The sequence below is a fragment of the Paenibacillus taichungensis genome (genome assembly GCF_050994985.1).
GTDB classification, from domain to species: domain Bacteria; phylum Bacillota; class Bacilli; order Paenibacillales; family Paenibacillaceae; genus Paenibacillus; species Paenibacillus taichungensis.
Window position 1 is genome coordinate 6,593,514 of the sequence record NZ_CP194720.1, and the last position, 17,618, is coordinate 6,611,131.

At 47.6% G+C, this 17,618-nt stretch carries 12 protein-coding genes; 6 read left to right on the forward strand and 6 right to left on the reverse strand.

Annotated features, from left to right (window positions below):
• Complete coding sequence (locus ACR1R9_RS29675) at positions 1-1,581, forward strand: hypothetical protein (protein WP_433922069.1); 1,581 nt, start codon at positions 1-3, stop codon at positions 1,579-1,581.
• Between the two features lie 81 nt (positions 1,582-1,662).
• On the opposite strand, the gene ACR1R9_RS29680 is transcribed toward ACR1R9_RS29675, so the two are convergent.
• The 3 genes from ACR1R9_RS29680 to ACR1R9_RS29690 form a co-directional block, all read right to left on the reverse strand.
• Positions 1,663-3,375 (reverse strand): ABC transporter ATP-binding protein, encoded by a 1,713-nt coding sequence (locus tag ACR1R9_RS29680; protein WP_433922068.1) that lies wholly within the window; start codon positions 3,373-3,375, stop codon positions 1,663-1,665.
• Positions 3,376-3,452: 77 nt separating this feature from the next.
• The gene (locus ACR1R9_RS29685) at positions 3,453-4,460 is read right to left on the reverse strand and encodes an iron-hydroxamate ABC transporter substrate-binding protein (protein ID WP_433922067.1); all 1,008 of its coding nucleotides are present in this window, start codon (positions 4,458-4,460) and stop codon (positions 3,453-3,455) included.
• A gap of 96 nt (positions 4,461-4,556) precedes the next feature.
• Positions 4,557-6,206, reverse strand: coding sequence for an ABC transporter substrate-binding protein (locus tag ACR1R9_RS29690; protein WP_433922066.1), 1,650 nt, complete (start codon positions 6,204-6,206; stop codon positions 4,557-4,559).
• A 457-nt stretch (positions 6,207-6,663) separates the two neighbouring features.
• Here ACR1R9_RS29690 and ACR1R9_RS29695 point away from each other — a divergent pair, with 457 nt between their 5' ends.
• Both ACR1R9_RS29695 and ACR1R9_RS29700 read left to right on the forward strand, forming a co-directional pair.
• On the forward strand, positions 6,664-7,659 hold the full coding sequence (locus ACR1R9_RS29695; RefSeq protein WP_433922065.1) for a LacI family DNA-binding transcriptional regulator: 996 nt from the start codon (positions 6,664-6,666) through the stop codon (positions 7,657-7,659).
• A 279-nt stretch (positions 7,660-7,938) separates the two neighbouring features.
• A complete protein-coding gene (locus tag ACR1R9_RS29700) occupies positions 7,939-11,340 on the forward strand; it encodes a GH36-type glycosyl hydrolase domain-containing protein (protein WP_433922064.1) in 3,402 nt (1,133 codons plus the stop codon).
• A gap of 127 nt (positions 11,341-11,467) precedes the next feature.
• Here ACR1R9_RS29700 and ACR1R9_RS29705 read toward each other — a convergent pair whose 3' ends face one another.
• Complete coding sequence (locus ACR1R9_RS29705; RefSeq protein ID WP_433922063.1) at positions 11,468-12,739, reverse strand: methyltransferase domain-containing protein; 1,272 nt, start codon at positions 12,737-12,739, stop codon at positions 11,468-11,470.
• A 237-nt stretch (positions 12,740-12,976) separates the two neighbouring features.
• Between ACR1R9_RS29705 and ACR1R9_RS29710 the strand changes: the two genes are divergently transcribed.
• Both ACR1R9_RS29710 and ACR1R9_RS29715 read left to right on the forward strand, forming a co-directional pair.
• Positions 12,977-13,480, forward strand: coding sequence for an N-acetyltransferase family protein (locus tag ACR1R9_RS29710; RefSeq protein ID WP_433922062.1), 504 nt, complete (start codon positions 12,977-12,979; stop codon positions 13,478-13,480).
• Positions 13,481-13,504: 24 nt separating this feature from the next.
• On the forward strand, positions 13,505-14,293 hold the full coding sequence (locus tag ACR1R9_RS29715; protein WP_433948846.1) for an SDR family oxidoreductase: 789 nt from the start codon (positions 13,505-13,507) through the stop codon (positions 14,291-14,293).
• Positions 14,294-14,479: 186 nt separating this feature from the next.
• Here ACR1R9_RS29715 and ACR1R9_RS29720 read toward each other — a convergent pair whose 3' ends face one another.
• Positions 14,480-15,028, reverse strand: coding sequence for a GNAT family N-acetyltransferase (locus ACR1R9_RS29720; RefSeq protein WP_076287542.1), 549 nt, complete (start codon positions 15,026-15,028; stop codon positions 14,480-14,482).
• A gap of 31 nt (positions 15,029-15,059) precedes the next feature.
• Positions 15,060-15,317 (reverse strand): DUF2164 domain-containing protein, encoded by a 258-nt coding sequence (locus ACR1R9_RS29725; protein ID WP_090808970.1) that lies wholly within the window; start codon positions 15,315-15,317, stop codon positions 15,060-15,062.
• Between the two features lie 261 nt (positions 15,318-15,578).
• Between ACR1R9_RS29725 and ACR1R9_RS29730 the strand changes: the two genes are divergently transcribed.
• Entirely contained in the window at positions 15,579-17,318 is a 1,740-nt protein-coding gene (locus ACR1R9_RS29730) for a glutamine--tRNA ligase/YqeY domain fusion protein (protein ID WP_076287543.1), read from the forward strand.
• Positions 17,319-17,618 lie beyond the last annotated feature (300 nt).

The window sequence follows — 17,618 nt, forward strand, 5'->3', positions numbered from 1 at the left end:
ATGTCCATACATCAGATAGGTCACAAGGTTTCTTTTGCAGATATACAAACGAAGTTGCCTCAGGAAAGTTGGATGTACACTCATAATGAAGCGCACAACGGTGAATTTGAAGCCGAGGAAGTATGGTTACATTCTGGTGACCTTCATATCGGTGAACTGTTGTTGGATGAAGGACCTTTCTTGATCTTGGTTGAAGGAAATCTGACAGTGGATCGTTATATTGGAAATACAAGTTCCGACGCGGCCAGTTCAAATCTGGTTGTACTTGGGAATCTTGTGACGCCCTATATGATCGTGGGTGGGCAGGAAATATATATTACAGGTAATCTCTATGTGGAGGATATGTTCTGGGGGGATTATAACCATGGAGAATTGACAGTGAGAGGGAATGTAGAAGGTGGATTGCTAATAAGTACCGAGCAATATACGATTCAGGTTCAAGGACAGCGTAATGTGAAGCGTCAGCTTGAAGAATGGGAGGATCTCGGACCATGGCGGGGCTTTGACATGTTGGCGTTATTGGTTCCTGAATGTGTGATTGATGAAGATACAGAGCCGTTTCCTTGGCGAGAAGAAATGTTAAGGAGGCTGCAGCAAGGACAACCTGTAATCAACCGAAACTACATTCATGCTGATGAATCAGAGCCAGATGTGCCGGATTGGTTCGAAGATCATCGGGTTACCGCTGAGAACATAGAGCGTCTTACTCACCCATCTTTGTTACCTGTAAGAGAGGACGATGAGTTACTGAACAGCTATGAATTTTGGTTGGATGAGCAATTTTGCCGAGTATCGGTCTATGGAGATGAGCATACGGAGGGGTATTTCCGCAGTCTGTATTTTCAGGATGACCACAATTGTGCATTGTTGCTTAAGATGGAGCCATCAGATCAAGGTTCCAACTCTCCTGATAAACATATCCTACAACCGGGTAAACCTGTCTGGATGATCTCAGGTGCATATCGTTATCTTCACAATGAGAATTCGGAATGGAACGTATTTTCGGAGAACTCACCTGCTGATATTCAGCAGTTAAGCGAGCAAGGATGGAGCACCTTGTTGCAGTCTGTATCGAATTATCAGTATGCCCGTTCCTTAATTTCGCATCAACTGATCCGTGATTTATTAGCTTTGCCGATCGTGGAGCCATATGACGATTATTATGATGACGACCGGCATGGGCTGTGGATTGGAGACTTGTATTATGCATTTCGACAAGCAGGTCAGCTGAGTGATGGTGTTCCCCAGCCAGCTATGCTACGTATTGGAAGAGAGTATAAGGATACTCAAGGGGAGACGCAGGTGGAGAAATACTATTATACCCTGCACCAACATGAGGACGGCACGGAAAGTGTGTTGATCGAATACTCGGCTCAGAAGGACGAGGATGAGGAAGAAGAATCGGTGTTGCTTGAACTTCATTATATAGGCGGCTCTCAATTACTACATGCCGTTCAATTGCTCGAACGTGGACGCCAAGTGCTCATTCAAGCAAATGAGGACTTACTGAATGGGGAGCCGCCGTACGCTGCTGAATCATTTGCGAAGCGATTCTGGAAATCAAAAGGATACCTGAAATGAATAAAACAACCTTCACCTCGTTTACAGAGGGAAGGTTGTTTTCATTCCGTATTTGCTTTTTTCGATGGTTGCTATGTTAGTTTATCCAAACTGGGCTTGATGCAGTCGGCTGTACGAGCCTTTGCGCGCGAGTAGCTCTTCATGACTTCCTTGTTCAGTGACGCTGCCATTCTCCACCACTACGATGCGATCCGCGTGTCTAATGGTCGCCAGTCGATGGGCAATTACTAATGTTGTACGTCCCTGCGCCAGCTCGGATAAGGCCAGCTGAATGGCGGCTTCCGTCTCGGTATCGAGTGCGGAAGTGGCTTCATCCAATATTAGAATAGGCGGGTTTTTCAGGATCATTCTTGCGATGGATAGACGCTGCTTCTGTCCACCCGACAATTTCACGCCACGTTCACCGATCATGGTGTCCAGTCCATCTGGTTGGGATTGTACCAGCTCTTCCAGTTGGGCCCTGCGGATGGCTTGCCAGATTTCTTCATCAGGTGCATCCAGTTTGCCGTAGGCAATATTTTCACGGATTGACCCATCAAACAGGAAAATATCCTGCTGTACAATCCCGATATGGGAGCGAAGTGACTCCAGTGTCATATCTTTTACCGGAATCCCATCAATAGAGATATGCCCCGCATCCACATCGTAAAAGCGTGGAATAAGACTGCACAGCGTAGATTTGCCTGCACCCGAAGGTCCAACCAGCGCTACCGTTTGTCCTGCCTGAATCTCCAGATTGACCTGATCCAAGGTTGGCTTGTGTTCCCCATAAGCAAATGAAACGTCATGGAAGGCGATGTCGCCTTTCACATGTGGGATGGATTTGGCTTGTGGTGTATCATCCACATCGGGCTCGGCTTCCAGCAGCTCCAGATATCTTTTGAATCCGGCAATGCCTTTGGGATAGGTTTCGATGACGGAATTAATCTGTTGAATCGGTCCAAGAAACACATTGGATAACATGACAAAGGCGATAAATTCTCCGTAGGTCATGCTGCCCTGAATGACAAACCACGTACCGCACACCAGTACAAACAGCGAGACAAATTTCATCAGAATGAAGCTGAGCGAGGAATTCCATGCCATAATCCGGTAGGTGATCAGTTTGGTAAGACGGAAGCGTTCATTATTTTCGACAAAGCGTTTCACTTCATGCTTTTCATTGGCAAAAGCCTGTACTACACGAATTCCGCTCACATTGTTCTCTACGCGTGCGTTATAGTCTGCAATATCCGCAAACATACGCTTGAACGCTTTGGACATTTTGCGGCTGAAATAGAGAGACAGGAAGATCATTAGCGGTACGATGATGAAGGTCATGACAGCCAGTTGCCAGTTGATACCAAGCATTATGCCGAAGGCTCCGGCCAGCGTCATCAGGGCAATGAACAGATCCTCGGGTCCATGATGGGCAATCTCACCAATATCCATCAGATCGTTGGTCATGCGAGAGACGAGGTGCCCAGTCTTGTTGTTATCGAAAAAGCGGAAGGATTGCTTCTGCACACGCTGGAACAGTTCCCGCCGCATATCGGATTCGATGTTAATACCCAGCTTATGCCCCCAGTAGGTGACTGCATAATGGAAAAAGGAACTGAGCAGATAGATGCCCAGCAATCCGGCACAGGCTGATAAAATCATGGACCAGTTGCCTGCGGGAAGCAGCTGATCGACAACTTTGTTTACAGCCAAGGGAAACGCAAGCTCCAGCAGTGCAGCCAGAATGGCACAGGAGAAGTCCAATATAAAGAGTCCCCGATAAGGACGATAATAGGCCATAAAACGGCGAAGCATATGTAAGTCCTCCTCCATATAACGCAAATGCCCGGACAGGTTCCATAGCCTGACCAGACACTTGCATCTTTCATATGTTATTTGCGATTTTGCTGTGCACGTTCTACGATCATATCAGCGAATTCTTCAGCCTGACCCTGAATCGCAATCGGGTCGAAGTACCAGTAACGGTCTTCCAGCAATTCGTACACCTGATTGTTTTTCACTGCCGGCAGGGATTGCCAGATGGAGTCGCCTTGATAATTTTTATTGTTCTCCCCAACGGTCAAGAAGATATGATCCCCTGCATAATCACCAACAACTTCACGCGAAATCTCTTTCCACTGGGTATCACCCATCAGTTCTTTTTTGGTGATCTCGAGTGGGGCAAGTTGCAAAGCACTGTAGACCGCTTGTCCTCCTCGACCAAAATTGTCTCCATATCCATAATAACTCTTGTCGGATACTTCAAGGATGGAGAAGGTTTCCTCCGGTTTGATGACGGTTTTCACCTTAGCACGAGCGGCTTCAATCCGTTCGTCGTACGTTTTCAGCCAAGCTTCGGCTTCTTCGGATTTGTTCATCAGCTCTCCGAATCCCCGAATTTCGTCATGTACATTGGTGAATGTACCATAAGGAATCACTACGGTAGGTGCGATCTTTTGATAACTCTCAATTTCGCTGGCCTGGTCGGAGTAGGTAATGATCAGATCCGGGTTCATGGCAATGACCTTCTCCATCGAGACCGCTGCCCGATCACCGATACTTTCAATGCCCTCCACCTGATCTGCATAGAACGGGTTTTCTAGATAATATTGAACAGCGCCAACAGGCTTTATACCGAGTGCGAGCAGATCACTTACGTACATATCCGTAACAATCCGTTTCGGTTCAGCCGGAATTTCCACATCTCCACTTAATGACTTGTAGATCCGCGTAGCACCGGAAGAGTCGTTATTTGTTTCGGTCGAAGCTGTTGTCGATTCTGAACCCGCCGCTGTTGGTTCCGTTGTGCCGGAACCCGTACCACTGTTACAGGCAGTCAGGATCATGATGATGGCGAGCATGAGCAGCAAGCCAGAAAAGCGTTTTTTTGCAGCAAACATATAATTGTTCCCCCTGTTATTTAATCAATAATGATTATTATTCTCATTACTAACATAGAGGATGACGTAACATTTGTACATGGACATCTATGATGACTAATGCATGGACAGATGTGATGTCAGTTTGTGTATGATGTGCTGTAATTGCTCCATAATCGAGATGGGATCGAATCCATAAAACATATTCGCTTCAATCTCGTACAGTCGCCCTTCTCGGACCGCACTCAAGTTGTTCCAGGACTCCTGAGCGAACAGCTTGTCCACAGCATCTTGCTCCGATGGCTCCCTGGCATAGTCAATAAAAATATGATCTGCAGCGTACAAATGAATTTCATTTAGCGGAACATGGATGTAACCAGTGAGCAGCTGACCATCCTTTTCCATTCTTGCAGGAGGGGCGAAGCCAAGCGAGTGATACAAAATATGAGAAGCTCTACCCCATCCGTGACCATAGATGTACGCTCCACTCTCACCAATCATGAATATGCATACTGCTGATCCACGCACACCCATCATTTGATCAAGTGTACGATTGGCCTCTTGCTGAAGCGTATCATACTGGTCTAACAGCGCACGAGCTTTGGCTTCCAGGCCTGTGATGCGTCCCAAATGAATGAGTTGCTCCTGCCAGTCAAGTTCTTCAAAAGGCATCAAAATCGTTGGTGCAATCTGCCGTAATTCATCCATGCCGGAATGAGGTGCATAACCAAGGATGACATCGGGATGAGCGTCTGCGATTAGATCCGGATGATTAATAAGATCATGCTCATAGCACTGATCAAATTGGTCTTGTCCATTTTCAATAAGTCTACTTTTCATCCATTCTGCAACGGCACCCAGATGCGGGATGTGGCCCAGTGCGAGCAAGGAAGCGGTATAGTTGTATGTAAGACTTGCAATTTTTTTTGGCGTTTTCCGATAGAGAGTCGGTGCACAACCTACCGTTTGTTTAAATTTTCGACTTAAATAAAAGGTATCCCTGTATCCCGTCAACTGCGCAAGCTCTTGCAATGTGGGATTGGCAAACAGCAGGTGCTCCTGGGCAATTCGAATTCTTAACCGGGTAACATACTCCACGAATGTAAATCCGGTGTATTTCTTGAATTCTCGTGAAAAATGCTCTGGACTCACATTAACCTCTCTCGCTAATTGCTCACGTGTAAAAGAATGAGTAACTCTTTCATGGATACGCGCGAGGACAATATCCAGCCAGGAATGATCTTCATGAGCCAAACGCACAGCGTGATCTCGCAATGTATCCAGCAGCTGATAAAACAGCATATGAGGTTTGAATGGTCCAGACTCATCGCGTTTGGAGCTGGACTGAACCAATTCGGAGATCAGCTCGGCAATAAGGCGGCTTGTAACGGGAACAGGATGTCCGAATGGCCAGAGCCTTTGTTCGTTATCTGCAAAATCAAAGGCTATTGCAATACCCTGAACCGGGGAAAGGGAGCCACGCTTGCTTTCATGCTGAAGCAGAGTTCCAGCTTGGCGAACGACAGCTGATCCGGTATTTACCATCAATTGACCATTCGAACTGATCAGTCTTGCTTGACCAGAGGTGATGACATAAAGAACGTGCTTGCTGCTCCACAGTTCATCGATACGGGAGAAGGCTTCCCGATCATGGAGCTGCACCAGATGACACAGTTTGAACATTGCGGGAGGCACGGTTGTGATTTGCTGCAAGCGGCCGGAATTGTTCACGGATGATTTATGAAAGCTTAGATCCAGATTGCTCATAACATAATGGACTCCTTATAGAGGATTGGACTAATAAGCAGTATAATACCACAAAGGTGTAATGAGGACCCTTCGAATCATTCACTTCACATATTTCTGTGAAAAATGGATAAAGAGGTTGAAATCGCTATCAACACCGACTATAATGAAAATGTCGAAACGTTTCAATCTATGGTTTACAGGCGTGTTCATTGTGATTTATAATGAATTCTTCCTCTTGTCTAATATTGGAATGTTGTCAATCGACTAAGCTATATGTACAATAAAAGGGTATATGATTCAGCAGTGATGCTTAAAAGACGTGAAGAGAAATTTTTTTTGAAAACACTTCGAAACGTTTCGATAAATGAGAATTGATGCCATTTCTAATGGATAATGCATAGGAATGTATGGTTGTTGCAACCATTTACAGTATAAAATGATAGGTAACAAGAAAGTTAGAAGGAGCGAACGTGGAATGGCAACGATTAAGGATGTGGCAAAGCTGGCAGGCGTGGCGCTCTCGACCGCTTCCTATGCACTGAATGGGGACAGCAAGGTAAGTGCCAAGACCAAGGCAAAAGTGCTGGCGGCAGCACGGGAACTGAATTATCGCAAAAACGGCTTTGCCATGGACCTGAAACGGAGCCGGACGAACACGATTGCGTTGATTCTTACTGATCTGTCGGGTCCGTATTACTCCGAATTGATTCGCAGCGTACAGGACGTAGCGCTGGCTAACGGATATGATCTGATTGCTTGCAGCTCTATGGGAGGACGCGACTCCACAGCGGTTCGTTTCCTGCGGGAAAAAAGAGTGGATGGCGCTATCATCCTGGCCCATAACATCCATGATGATATCCTGGTGGAATCTGCAGGTGAACGTTTCCCTATCATTGTGATGGATCGGCAGCTGTCGAGTAGCCATCTCGTCAACGTGCTGGTGGACGGGGAGCAAGGTGGTTACCTCGCTACACGTCACCTCATTCAGAAGGGGCATAAGACCATCGCCTATATCAGCGGGCCATCCAATTCTTATGATAACGCTCTGCGTTATCAAGGATATTTGCGAGCAATGCAAGAGGCGGGCCTTGAAGAGAAGTCCAAATGGCGTCTAAGCGGTAACTTTGTACGTGAGGGTGGATATAGTGCAACCAAGATGATGGTTATGCAGGGCGAGCTTCCATCAGCCGTATTTTACGGGAATGACGAAATGGCGATTGGTGGATTGAAAGCATTTGAAGAGAGCGGTATTTCGGTACCGAATGATATTTCGGTCATCGGATTTGATGATATTCAACTGTCCGAATATGTTCATCCTCCGCTTACGACGGTGCGGCAGCCCAAGCATGAAGCAGGTTCATTGGCAGGGCATTTGCTCTTCCAGATGCTGAACGGTGAAGCTGTGAATACATCGTATACGTTAACCATTGATCTGGTTGAACGCGAGTCTGTACGATCGGGTACAGGTTGAGTCAGGAATTCAGCCGGCCTAGGAAGTAACTCGTCTGATGGGATATGGTTTGGATACTGCTTACAGAAATCATACCATATCCGGTCTGTATAGATTTGTGAAGTTGTTCTTTTCTAACTCGCGTGGTTGTAAAAGGGATTGGCCCTCTTTGAATTAAGAGTTGAATGATGGGGATCACCGTCCGAATTGGCCAGACAAAGGTCATTTCGCAGAGGACCCCTATTCTTTTTCAGATTTATCGAAACGTTTCGATTTATACTAATTGAAGGAGTGAATAGTATGACAACGATGATTAATGAACCAATCCGGCTGACTGCCGGGGATTTATCCTTTACCTTTTTGAACAGTGGGGACCTGTACCAAGCTAAATCTGGTACGACCATGTTGAATCAATTGCTTAGCAACCAGATTGATGGATCTTTGAATAACCTGTATCTGCGTGTACACGAGGGAGAGAAAATCAGCTCGTTCCCACTGCTGGGTGTGCATTCGAACAGCAAAGTGATTACAAGCAAAGCGAATTCAAGCAATCAACTGATCTGGGAAGGTACAGTACAGCTTGAAGGCAAAGAACAAGGCATTGGCTATCAGGTTGTGTTTACAGCCACAACGCAAGGCGTCTGGTTCTGGGATGTGAAGCTCACAGGACAACAACATAACGTTGACGTGGTATATGGACAAGATGTAGGTCTTGCTGATCCAGGTGCAGTACGTAGCAATGAAGCCTATCTGTCACAGTATATTGACCATACGGTGTTCGAAGATGAAGCGAAGGGATATGTGGTATGTTCGCGTCAAAACCAGCCTCAGGGCGGTGCTTTCCCTTACATGCAACAAGGTTGTCTGACTAAGGCAGTTGGTTACTCGACAGATGGATTCCAATTCTTCGGTCTGTCCTACAAGGAAACAAACCAGCCTGAAAGCCTGAGCCATAATACATTGGCAAATGAGACGTACCAGTATGAATTTGCCTACACAGCATTGCAATCGGAGCGCGTAAGCTTGGATGGGGAAGCCCAAGTGGTCTTCTACGGACTGGCCAAAGCAGATCATCCGTCCGGAATCTCCGCACTGGAATTCGGGGATGAAGTGACTGCAGCATGGAACGAAGTACAAGCATTGACTGTGGAGCAAGGCGAGACGTTGGAACAAGTGAAACTGTCATCCTTCTTGGGTGAACCACTTGCTGCGCTTGATTTGACACAAGATGAGATTAATGATCTGTTCCCTGATCGCCATCAGGAAGAGCGTAGCGGTGATTCGCTGTTATCCTTCTTCACGGGCAGTTATGAACACATCGTCCTGAAAGCGAAAGAATTGCTCGTAGAGCGTCCGCACGGCCATATCCTGATGAGTGGTGGCAATGTACAGCTTGGTGCGCAGGTTATTACGACGACATCGTATATGTACGGTATTTTCAACTCACAACTCGTTATTGGTAACACCAATTTTAATAAAATGATCAGTAATGCCCGCAACGCATTGAACGTGCCGAAGACGGCTGGACAACGCATTTATGTGGAAATGGATGGACAATATCGTCTGCTGACGATGCCTTCGCTGTTCGAGATTGGCTTCAACTATGTACGTTGGATCTACAAAACCGAATCGGATACCATTATCGTGACCAACTACACTGGAGCACACACCACTGAAGTGAGCATGAACGTACGCTCGACAAGTGGCAAAGCATATCGTTACCTGGTAACCAACCAAATTACGATGAATGTAAATGAATACGAGTATCCGCTGCATATGACGCAAGATGGCAACACGCTGATCTTCAAGGCTGATCCGCAAGCGATTAGTGCTGGAACGTATCCTGACCTGCAATACCGCATGTCGGTGGATGGAGCAGCCGTAAATGTTGGGGACGAAACGTTGCTGGCGAGTGGCATCCGCAGTGGATCTGCATCGCTGGTTACACTTAGTCTGGAAGAGACTGCAGAATGGACGCTGAAGGTACAAGGCGTATTGGAAGGTCAAGCTAACGAAGCAGACGGTTCTGTAGCAGCAGGATCCAGCCTTACTTTTGAAGAGGAAGTTCAGGCGTACCGCGAATTCTTCGCAGGCGTAATGAACGGTTTCCGTTTGTCTCGTGGGGAAGGCCAAAGTGCAGAGGATCTGTTCAAAGTGAACGCACTGGCTTGGTGGTACACACACAACATGCTGGTTCACTACTCCGTACCTCACGGATTGGAGCAGTACGGCGGCGCAGCATGGGGTACTCGGGATGTATGCCAAGGTCCGGTTGAATACTTCATGGCAACGCAAAAATATGAGCAGGTTCGCGATATCATCAAAATGGTATATACCCACCAATATGAAGATGATGGCAACTGGCCGCAATGGTTCATGTTTGATAAATACTTTGCAATTCAGCAGGAAGAGAGCCACGGTGATATCATCGTATGGCCGCTGAAAGTGCTGGCGGACTACCTGACAGCGACTCGTGACTATGCGATTCTGGATGAGAAAGTACCGTATACCGTTAAGCATAGCTTCGGGTTCACGGAAGAAACAGCGACTGTATTGGATCACGCGAAAAAAGAGATCGAATATATCCGCTCACACTTCCTGCACGACACATTCCTGTCTTCTTACGGTGATGGGGACTGGGATGATACGCTCCAGCCAGCCAATGCACAGCTCAAACAATATATGGTGAGCAGCTGGACCGTTGCTTTGACTTATCAGTCCGTAAATGTGCTCGCACAGGCGCTGCAGCATAAAGATGCTGGATTTGCACAAGAACTGGATGTTCTGGCTCAAGGCATCCGTGAAGACTTTAATCGTTACATGTTGGGTACAGATGTGATCCCAGGTTTCGTATACATGGAAGAAGCGGATCAGGCGAAGCTGATGCTTCACCCAACAGATACGGAGACAGGCATTCAATATCGCCTTCTGCCGATGACGCGCAGCATGATCGGTGAATTGCTGAATGCAGAACAGGCAGAATCGCATTATGCGCTGATTCGTGAACAGTTCCTGTGCCCGGACGGGGTACGTCTGATGAATCGTCCAGCTCAATATGCAGGTGGTGTGAGCACTCACTTCAAACGGGCAGAGCAAGCGTCCAACTTCGGTCGCGAGATCGGTTTGCAGTATGTACACGCTCATATCCGTTACGTTGAAGCGATGGCGAAGCTCGGTAAGACGGATCAGGTGTGGAATGGTCTTGCCATGATCAACCCGGTTGGCATCGGCGAAGTTGTACCTAATGCCGAGATTCGTCAGGCGAACGCGTATTTCAGCAGTTCCGACGGCAAGTTCAACACGCGCTACGAGGCGCAGGAGCACTTTGACCAACTACGCAAAGGAACAGTACAGGTGAAAGGTGGATGGAGAATCTACTCCAGCGGCCCTGGAATCTACATGAACCAACTGATCTCCAACGCACTTGGCATTCGTCAGGAAGGCGGAGATTTGGTTATTGACCCGGTACTGCCGGCTGAGCTGAATGGCATGCAATTCGAATTCGAATATGCAGGAGAGCCAGTAACATTTATCTACCATCTGAACGAAGGTTCGGTTAACCGTGTAACGGTAAATGGCAAGGACATCCGCACCGAGCAAACGGCGAACCGTTACCGTCAAGGTGGAGCTCGTATCGCGCTGGATGAGTTCAAACAAGCGCGTAATGCTTCGGAGCGCACGATTGTTGAAATTTATATGTAAATTCAATACAAGCTCGATGTTTCACTAGAGTGGAAGGTCATCCTCCTTAACAGGCAGGGTGACCTTTTTTTATTTGAGAAGGTTTATTGGCAGATCAGGGGGAACTCGTTACGATACGATGATCATTCTAACGCAATGGAACGGCCAGCAACGTGTGCAGAAGCGCATTATGGCGTATATGTTTCGTCACATAGCCTGCGTCCTCCAGCGAGCCGCACAGGCCGTCCAGCAGCGGGAAATGACGTTCCTTTATTGTTTGTAACTGGTCCTCATGACCTGCTGCCTCAGCCTGTTGGATATACGTCTTGCGGTGAGCTGCATCAACAAACATGAGGTCTGTCAGGCAGATCCGTCCACGTGCAGTTAACACCCGCTGCATTTCCTGTAACGCCAACTGCTGCTGGTCTGGGCTCAGATGATGGAAGGCGAAGCTGGATACGACAAAATCGAAGGACTGGTCGGCGAAAGGCAACGCCAGAAAGTTGCCAAGCTTCACATGCATCTCGGGATATTTGGTGCGGCATGTACGCAGCATCTCCCGGGATTGATCGATGGCAGTCATCGCTGCGCCGCGCTCTAACAGTCTGCCAGCCAAATTTCCCGTGCCTGTACCGATATCAAGTCCTTTTTCGCCAGCAACAGGAGATATCCAGCTTGCTGTCTGCTCCAGCGCCTCATCATAGTTGTCATATATATTGAACAGTCCAGCGCCTACTCTCGAATCTTCCGATCTTGACCCGGCATCTTCTGGATACGTTGTATCGCTGTTTGGCCTGTGTGCTGTCCGGCTATTCTTCTGGCTGCGAACTTCATCGCCGTTATGAACTGGTCCGTCTTCTCGATCCGACTCAACCGTTGCTTGTATGGCTTCAGGTCCCGAATCAATGCTGATGTTTGAGTCAGTTTGTCTCGGCAGACGGTCATTCGCCGCCTGTACGCGCTGATCGTGGATGGCTGCTTGCATATCGTAATTCCAGCGGTCATGCCAGTTCTGCCGAGCTTCCCTGAGGCGGCGCGAACTGTCTGCAAGATCATGCAGATGGCTGACATCCAGTGGGCCGTCCTGGCGGTTGAGATCAATCATGCGCTGGGTTGTATCCAGCATGCGCTTTAGCTCGACCCACTGGGCATACATGACCGCCTGCTGCAGCTCCAGATATTCTTCCAGCCGCTGCTGATTACCCTGGTCAATCTCTCCGAGCGCTTGGGTGATATCCTGAAGCGACATCCCAATTTCGCGCAGAGCTGCAATGGTTTGCAGCCGCCAGATGTCATTCTCGGTGTATGTACGATATCCGTTACTTGTCTGTTTGACAGGGGAGATCAGTCCTTTTTCCTCGTAAAAGCGAATGGCTCTTGCCGATATGCCGAGTCTGTCCGCGGCTTCTTTGATGTTCATCACGTGCACCTCCTTATCAATTCAGTATAAACGATGACGTTACGGCAAGGTTAAGTGTTCATTTCTTTCCACTGGGTGAAATTTTAGTCAAGTCTGAGGCTATGCTACAATATAAAGCAAAGGAGCATTTTGCATCGTATTCAATTGCAAAATGTTGAAATGAATAAGGTATAAGACATTTTTTCTAACGCTGCTGTGCGCAGTGTTATCGACTATTGCACGAAAGGTTGAATTTTTATGCTTATCAGCCATACGTATACCATTCGACCATCCGAGATCAAGGATGCCGCCCAATTGATGGAACTGGATGCATTGGTATGGGATAAGCATACCTCTCCGGCCCCGTTTCAGTGGCGATCCAGACAACAATATTTGCAGCATTGTCCGCCAGGCAGTCAGCTGATTGCCGTTCAGGGAGAGCGGGTATGTGGTTATGTAGGCTTTTATCTGCCGACAGGAATGCCTGTTAACCGCCATGTATACGAGATTAATATCGCTGTTCATCCCCATGATCGGCGCTGTGGTATTGCTACAGCTCTGATGGATGCCATGAAGCAGCATGCCTTTGATCAAGGCATCATCAAACTTAGGTTGCGGGTGTTATCTAGCAATCCAGGGGCGATTGCTTTTTATACACAGTGCGGATTTGTGACGGAAGGCAGACTGGTGTCGGAATTTTATATTGCAGGCAAATATGTGGACGATATTCTTATGAGTTATTTCATCCAGGCCAAAGGATAGAACAGAGTAGAAGGAGGAACAACAATGGACATGGGACTTCGGGGTAAAAAGGCGCTGGTGCTTGCATCCAGTCGAGGACTGGGCAAAGCGGTAGCCACTCAATTGGCGGCAGAAGGCGCTGATGTCATGCTCGCCAGCCGGAACGAAGAGAAGCTTGCAGCGGTGAAGCAGGAGCTGCTGGAGCTCGGTGGTGGCGGACGTATCGAATATTGTGCAACCGATGTGACAAGCAAGGAAGATATTGATGCCCTGATTCGCAAGACAGGCGAACAGTTTGGGCAGATTGATATTTTGGTGAACAATTCAGGTGGCCCGCCTTCAGGAACATTCGAGTCATTGACGGATGACGATTGGGAACGTGCATTTGAATTAAATGTACTTAGCTACGTCAGATTGATTCGCGGTGCGCTTCCTTACATGAAGGAGAATGGCGGACATATCGTGAACATTGCCTCCACCTCTGTGAAGCAGCCGATTCCCGGTCTGATTCTGTCCAATACGTTCCGTACGGGTGTGTTCGGATTAGCCAAGACCTTGTCACAGGAACTTGCGCCATATGGCATTCTGATCAATACGGTTGCACCGGGTAGAATCGGTACGGATCGGATACATGAACTGGATGCTGCGCGTGCAGAGCAGAACGGAATAAGTGAGGAAGAGGTTGCCGAACAATTCCGTAAGGAAATTCCACTGGGACGTTATGGTCAACCTGAGGAGTTTGCCAAAGCGGTTATCTTCCTCTTATCAGGAGCGAATACGTACATTACAGGTACATCCCTTGTGGTGGATGGTGGCATGGTACGTGCGCTCTAAGAAGAAGTCGGATCTAGAGATTCGAATTTATATGGGTGCACAAATGCGCAAAATAAGATAAGCCCCTCCTTATTCTCCACATGTTGTGGAGTAGGAGGGGCTTTAAGGGTTGATGTATGCATTGTGGAGGGCCGTCATTCGTAATGGAAGCTAGTCCTCCAACCATTCAAATTATGTAAGTCTAATTTAGCGTAAAAGTTCCCATTCATGCTGCAGCATGCCATACACCGCATGGTTCACATAGCCCTTAGGCAGTTTCTCAGCCTGACGAATAACGCCTTCAAGGACGAATCCAAGCCGTTCAGGGATGGCCCGGCTCCGCTTGTTGTTGGTTGCTGAACGAATCTCGACACGGTTCAGATCCAGGGTGACGAGAGCGTAGTCGACCAGAACACGGCATGCGCTGGTCATCAAGCCTTGACCTTCAAAACCTTTGCCAAGCCAGTATCCGATGCTTACCGAGCGGTTGGTCCAGTTGATTTCGTGGAAGCCGATGATGCCTGCAAGATCGCCTTTCAGCCAGACACCTGCGGTGAACCCGCCGTTGTCAGCGCCCTGTTTCAATGCATTGCTGATAAAATTCGAAGTATGCTCAATCTCGGTCACGTTGTCCACCCACGGTAACCAATGCCTCAACTGATCCCGCGAGCGGTCCGTGAGTTCGAACAACGGTTTGGTGTGCTCCATGGCAAGTGGGCGGAGTTCGGTATATTCATCCAATGAATAGGTAAACATGAGTGCAACCTTCTTTCTTTGAAATAATGTATTATCGGGAATTCTTCGGTAGCTTGCGCTCCAATGCAAACAGGTCTTCTTCCATCGAGGCCATGCGTTGATTCACCGTAGTACGGGCGTCACCCAGTGCCTGATTATATATGAAGGGAGCCAACTGGGTCATGAAAAGATCCAGCACACCCCAAGCTGCCAGATCGCCCAGTTCTTCGCCGCGTTCCTCTTCGAAATACGACTGGATGGTACGTATGGCTTCATCCTGTTGTTCTTTGGACAGTTTTAGCGCGTTCAATGGGAAACCCTCCCTTAAATTCTGTTTTTCTATCATGCTACATGATTCGTGCGAACCCGTCAAAATGGTTTTGGGCCTATCTTGTGTGTAACTGATCCTGATTTTGGGGCGTTATTTATTGAACTCCTCCCTCGTTAAAGGTATATTTAAATGAAACGCGTACGAAACTTTCCAAGAAAATAGATTTTTTCAGGAAATGACTTCGTTATAAAGGGATTTTAGCCGGAATTGCTGCAAATTCCTGAAAGCTCCAATCAATTCATGAAAGGTTTGATACCTGTGGACAATCGTACAACCCCACCTAACTTTATCAAAAATATTATTACCGAAGATCTCCGGTCAGGGAAAGTCCAGGAAGTCATTACCCGTTTTCCTCCGGAACCGAACGGTTATCTGCATATCGGCCATGCCAAAGCGATCTGGATTAACTTTGCACTGGGTGGCGAATTTGGCGGCAAAACAAATCTGCGCTTCGATGACACGAATCCGGTCAAGGAAGATGTAGAGTATGTTCAATCGATTCAGGAAGACGTGAAATGGCTCGGCTATGAGTGGAGCGAGAAACGTTTTGCTTCCGATTATTTTGATGAAATGTACAGCCGCGCGGTCTTGCTGATTCAAAAAGGCAAAGCTTATATCGACGACCAAAGCGCTGACGAAATCCGTGCAATGCGCGGAACGCTCACCGAGCCGGGCAAGAACAGCCCGTATCGTGACCGCACTGTAGAAGAGAATCTGGACCTGTTCACACGGATGCGTGCAGGCGAGTTCCAGAACGGTGAGAAAGTGCTGCGTGCCAAGATTGATATGGCTTCACCGAACATCAATCTGCGTGATCCGGTCATTTACCGTATTGCTCATGCACATCATCATAATACGGGTGACAAATGGTGCATCTATCCGATGTACGCATTCGCACATCCACTTGAAGATGCAATTGAAGGAGTAACCCACTCCCTCTGCTCCCTGGAGTTTGAGGACCAACGTCCATTCTATGATTGGGTTATTGCCGAATGTGAGATGGAGAACCAACCTCATCAATATGAGTTTGGCCGCCTGAACCTGTCGCAAATGGTGACAAGTAAACGGAAGCTGAAACTGCTCGTGGATGAAGGACATGTGGATGGATGGGATGATCCGCGCATGCCAACGATTTCGGGTCTGCGCCGTCGGGGATATACACCGGAAGCCATTCGTGATTTCGTATTCGAAACAGGCATTTCCAAAAGCCAAGGCGTTATCGACCTGCAAACGTTGGAGCACTTTGTACGTGAAGACTTGAAACTGAAAGCTCCGCGCACAATGGCTGTCCTGCACCCGCTCAAAGTGGTCATTACCAACTACCCTGAAGGGCAAGTGGAATGGCTCGAAGCAGAGAACAATGTGGAGAACCCTGAGATGGGTAATCGCCAAATTCCGTTCTCTCGTGAGATTTATATTGAACAAGACGATTTCATGGAGAATCCGCCGAACAAATATTTCCGTTTGTTCCCTGGCAACGAAGTTCGTCTGAAACATGCGTATTTCATTAAATGTAACGATGTCATTAAGGACGCAGAAGGCAATGTGACTGAAATCCATTGTACCTATGATGTGGAAACGAAGAGCGGCAGTGGATTCACAGGCCGTAAAGTTAAAGGTACAATCCACTGGGTAGAAGCGACTCAAGCGGTGCCTGCTGAATTCCGTCTGTATGAACCTCTGATCGCCGCAGAAGCACCGGAAGCCGATATCGAGCCAGAAGCTGCCGTGGCAGGCGCTGAGGTGGAGGTTGTGGAAGAGCAACCGGAGAAAACGTTCCTGGATCAATTGAATCCAAACTCTCTTGAAGTCGTTCAAGGGTTTGTGGAGCAAGAGATGAAGGAAGCGAAAGCACAGGATAAATTCCAGTTCTTCCGTCACGGTTACTTCAGCGTTGATCCGAAACATTCCGAGCCAGGCCGTCCGGTATTTAACCGGGTTGTATCCCTGAAAAGCTCGTTCCAATTGCCAAAAGCTTAAGGTAAAGCATAGAGGTAGAACAATAGATAAAGTTAGAGGTTTAGGGTGAGAAAACAAGTTAGGGTTATACGCCAAAGCTGTAAACCTAAATCAATAAACTTCAATCTATAAACGTAAAAGGCGTCTCCAGGGCAATAAGCCAACGGAGACGCCTTTCTTTTTACTACTACTATTCTTAATCTTTTGTTTGATTGTTTGAACTTTATTTACACCATAACAGAGAGGACAGAATAAAGCTGGAGAAGCGTAGCGTTCGCCTTTATCCCTGGATTTTACCCTTTGAAAAAGGGAATCCAAAAA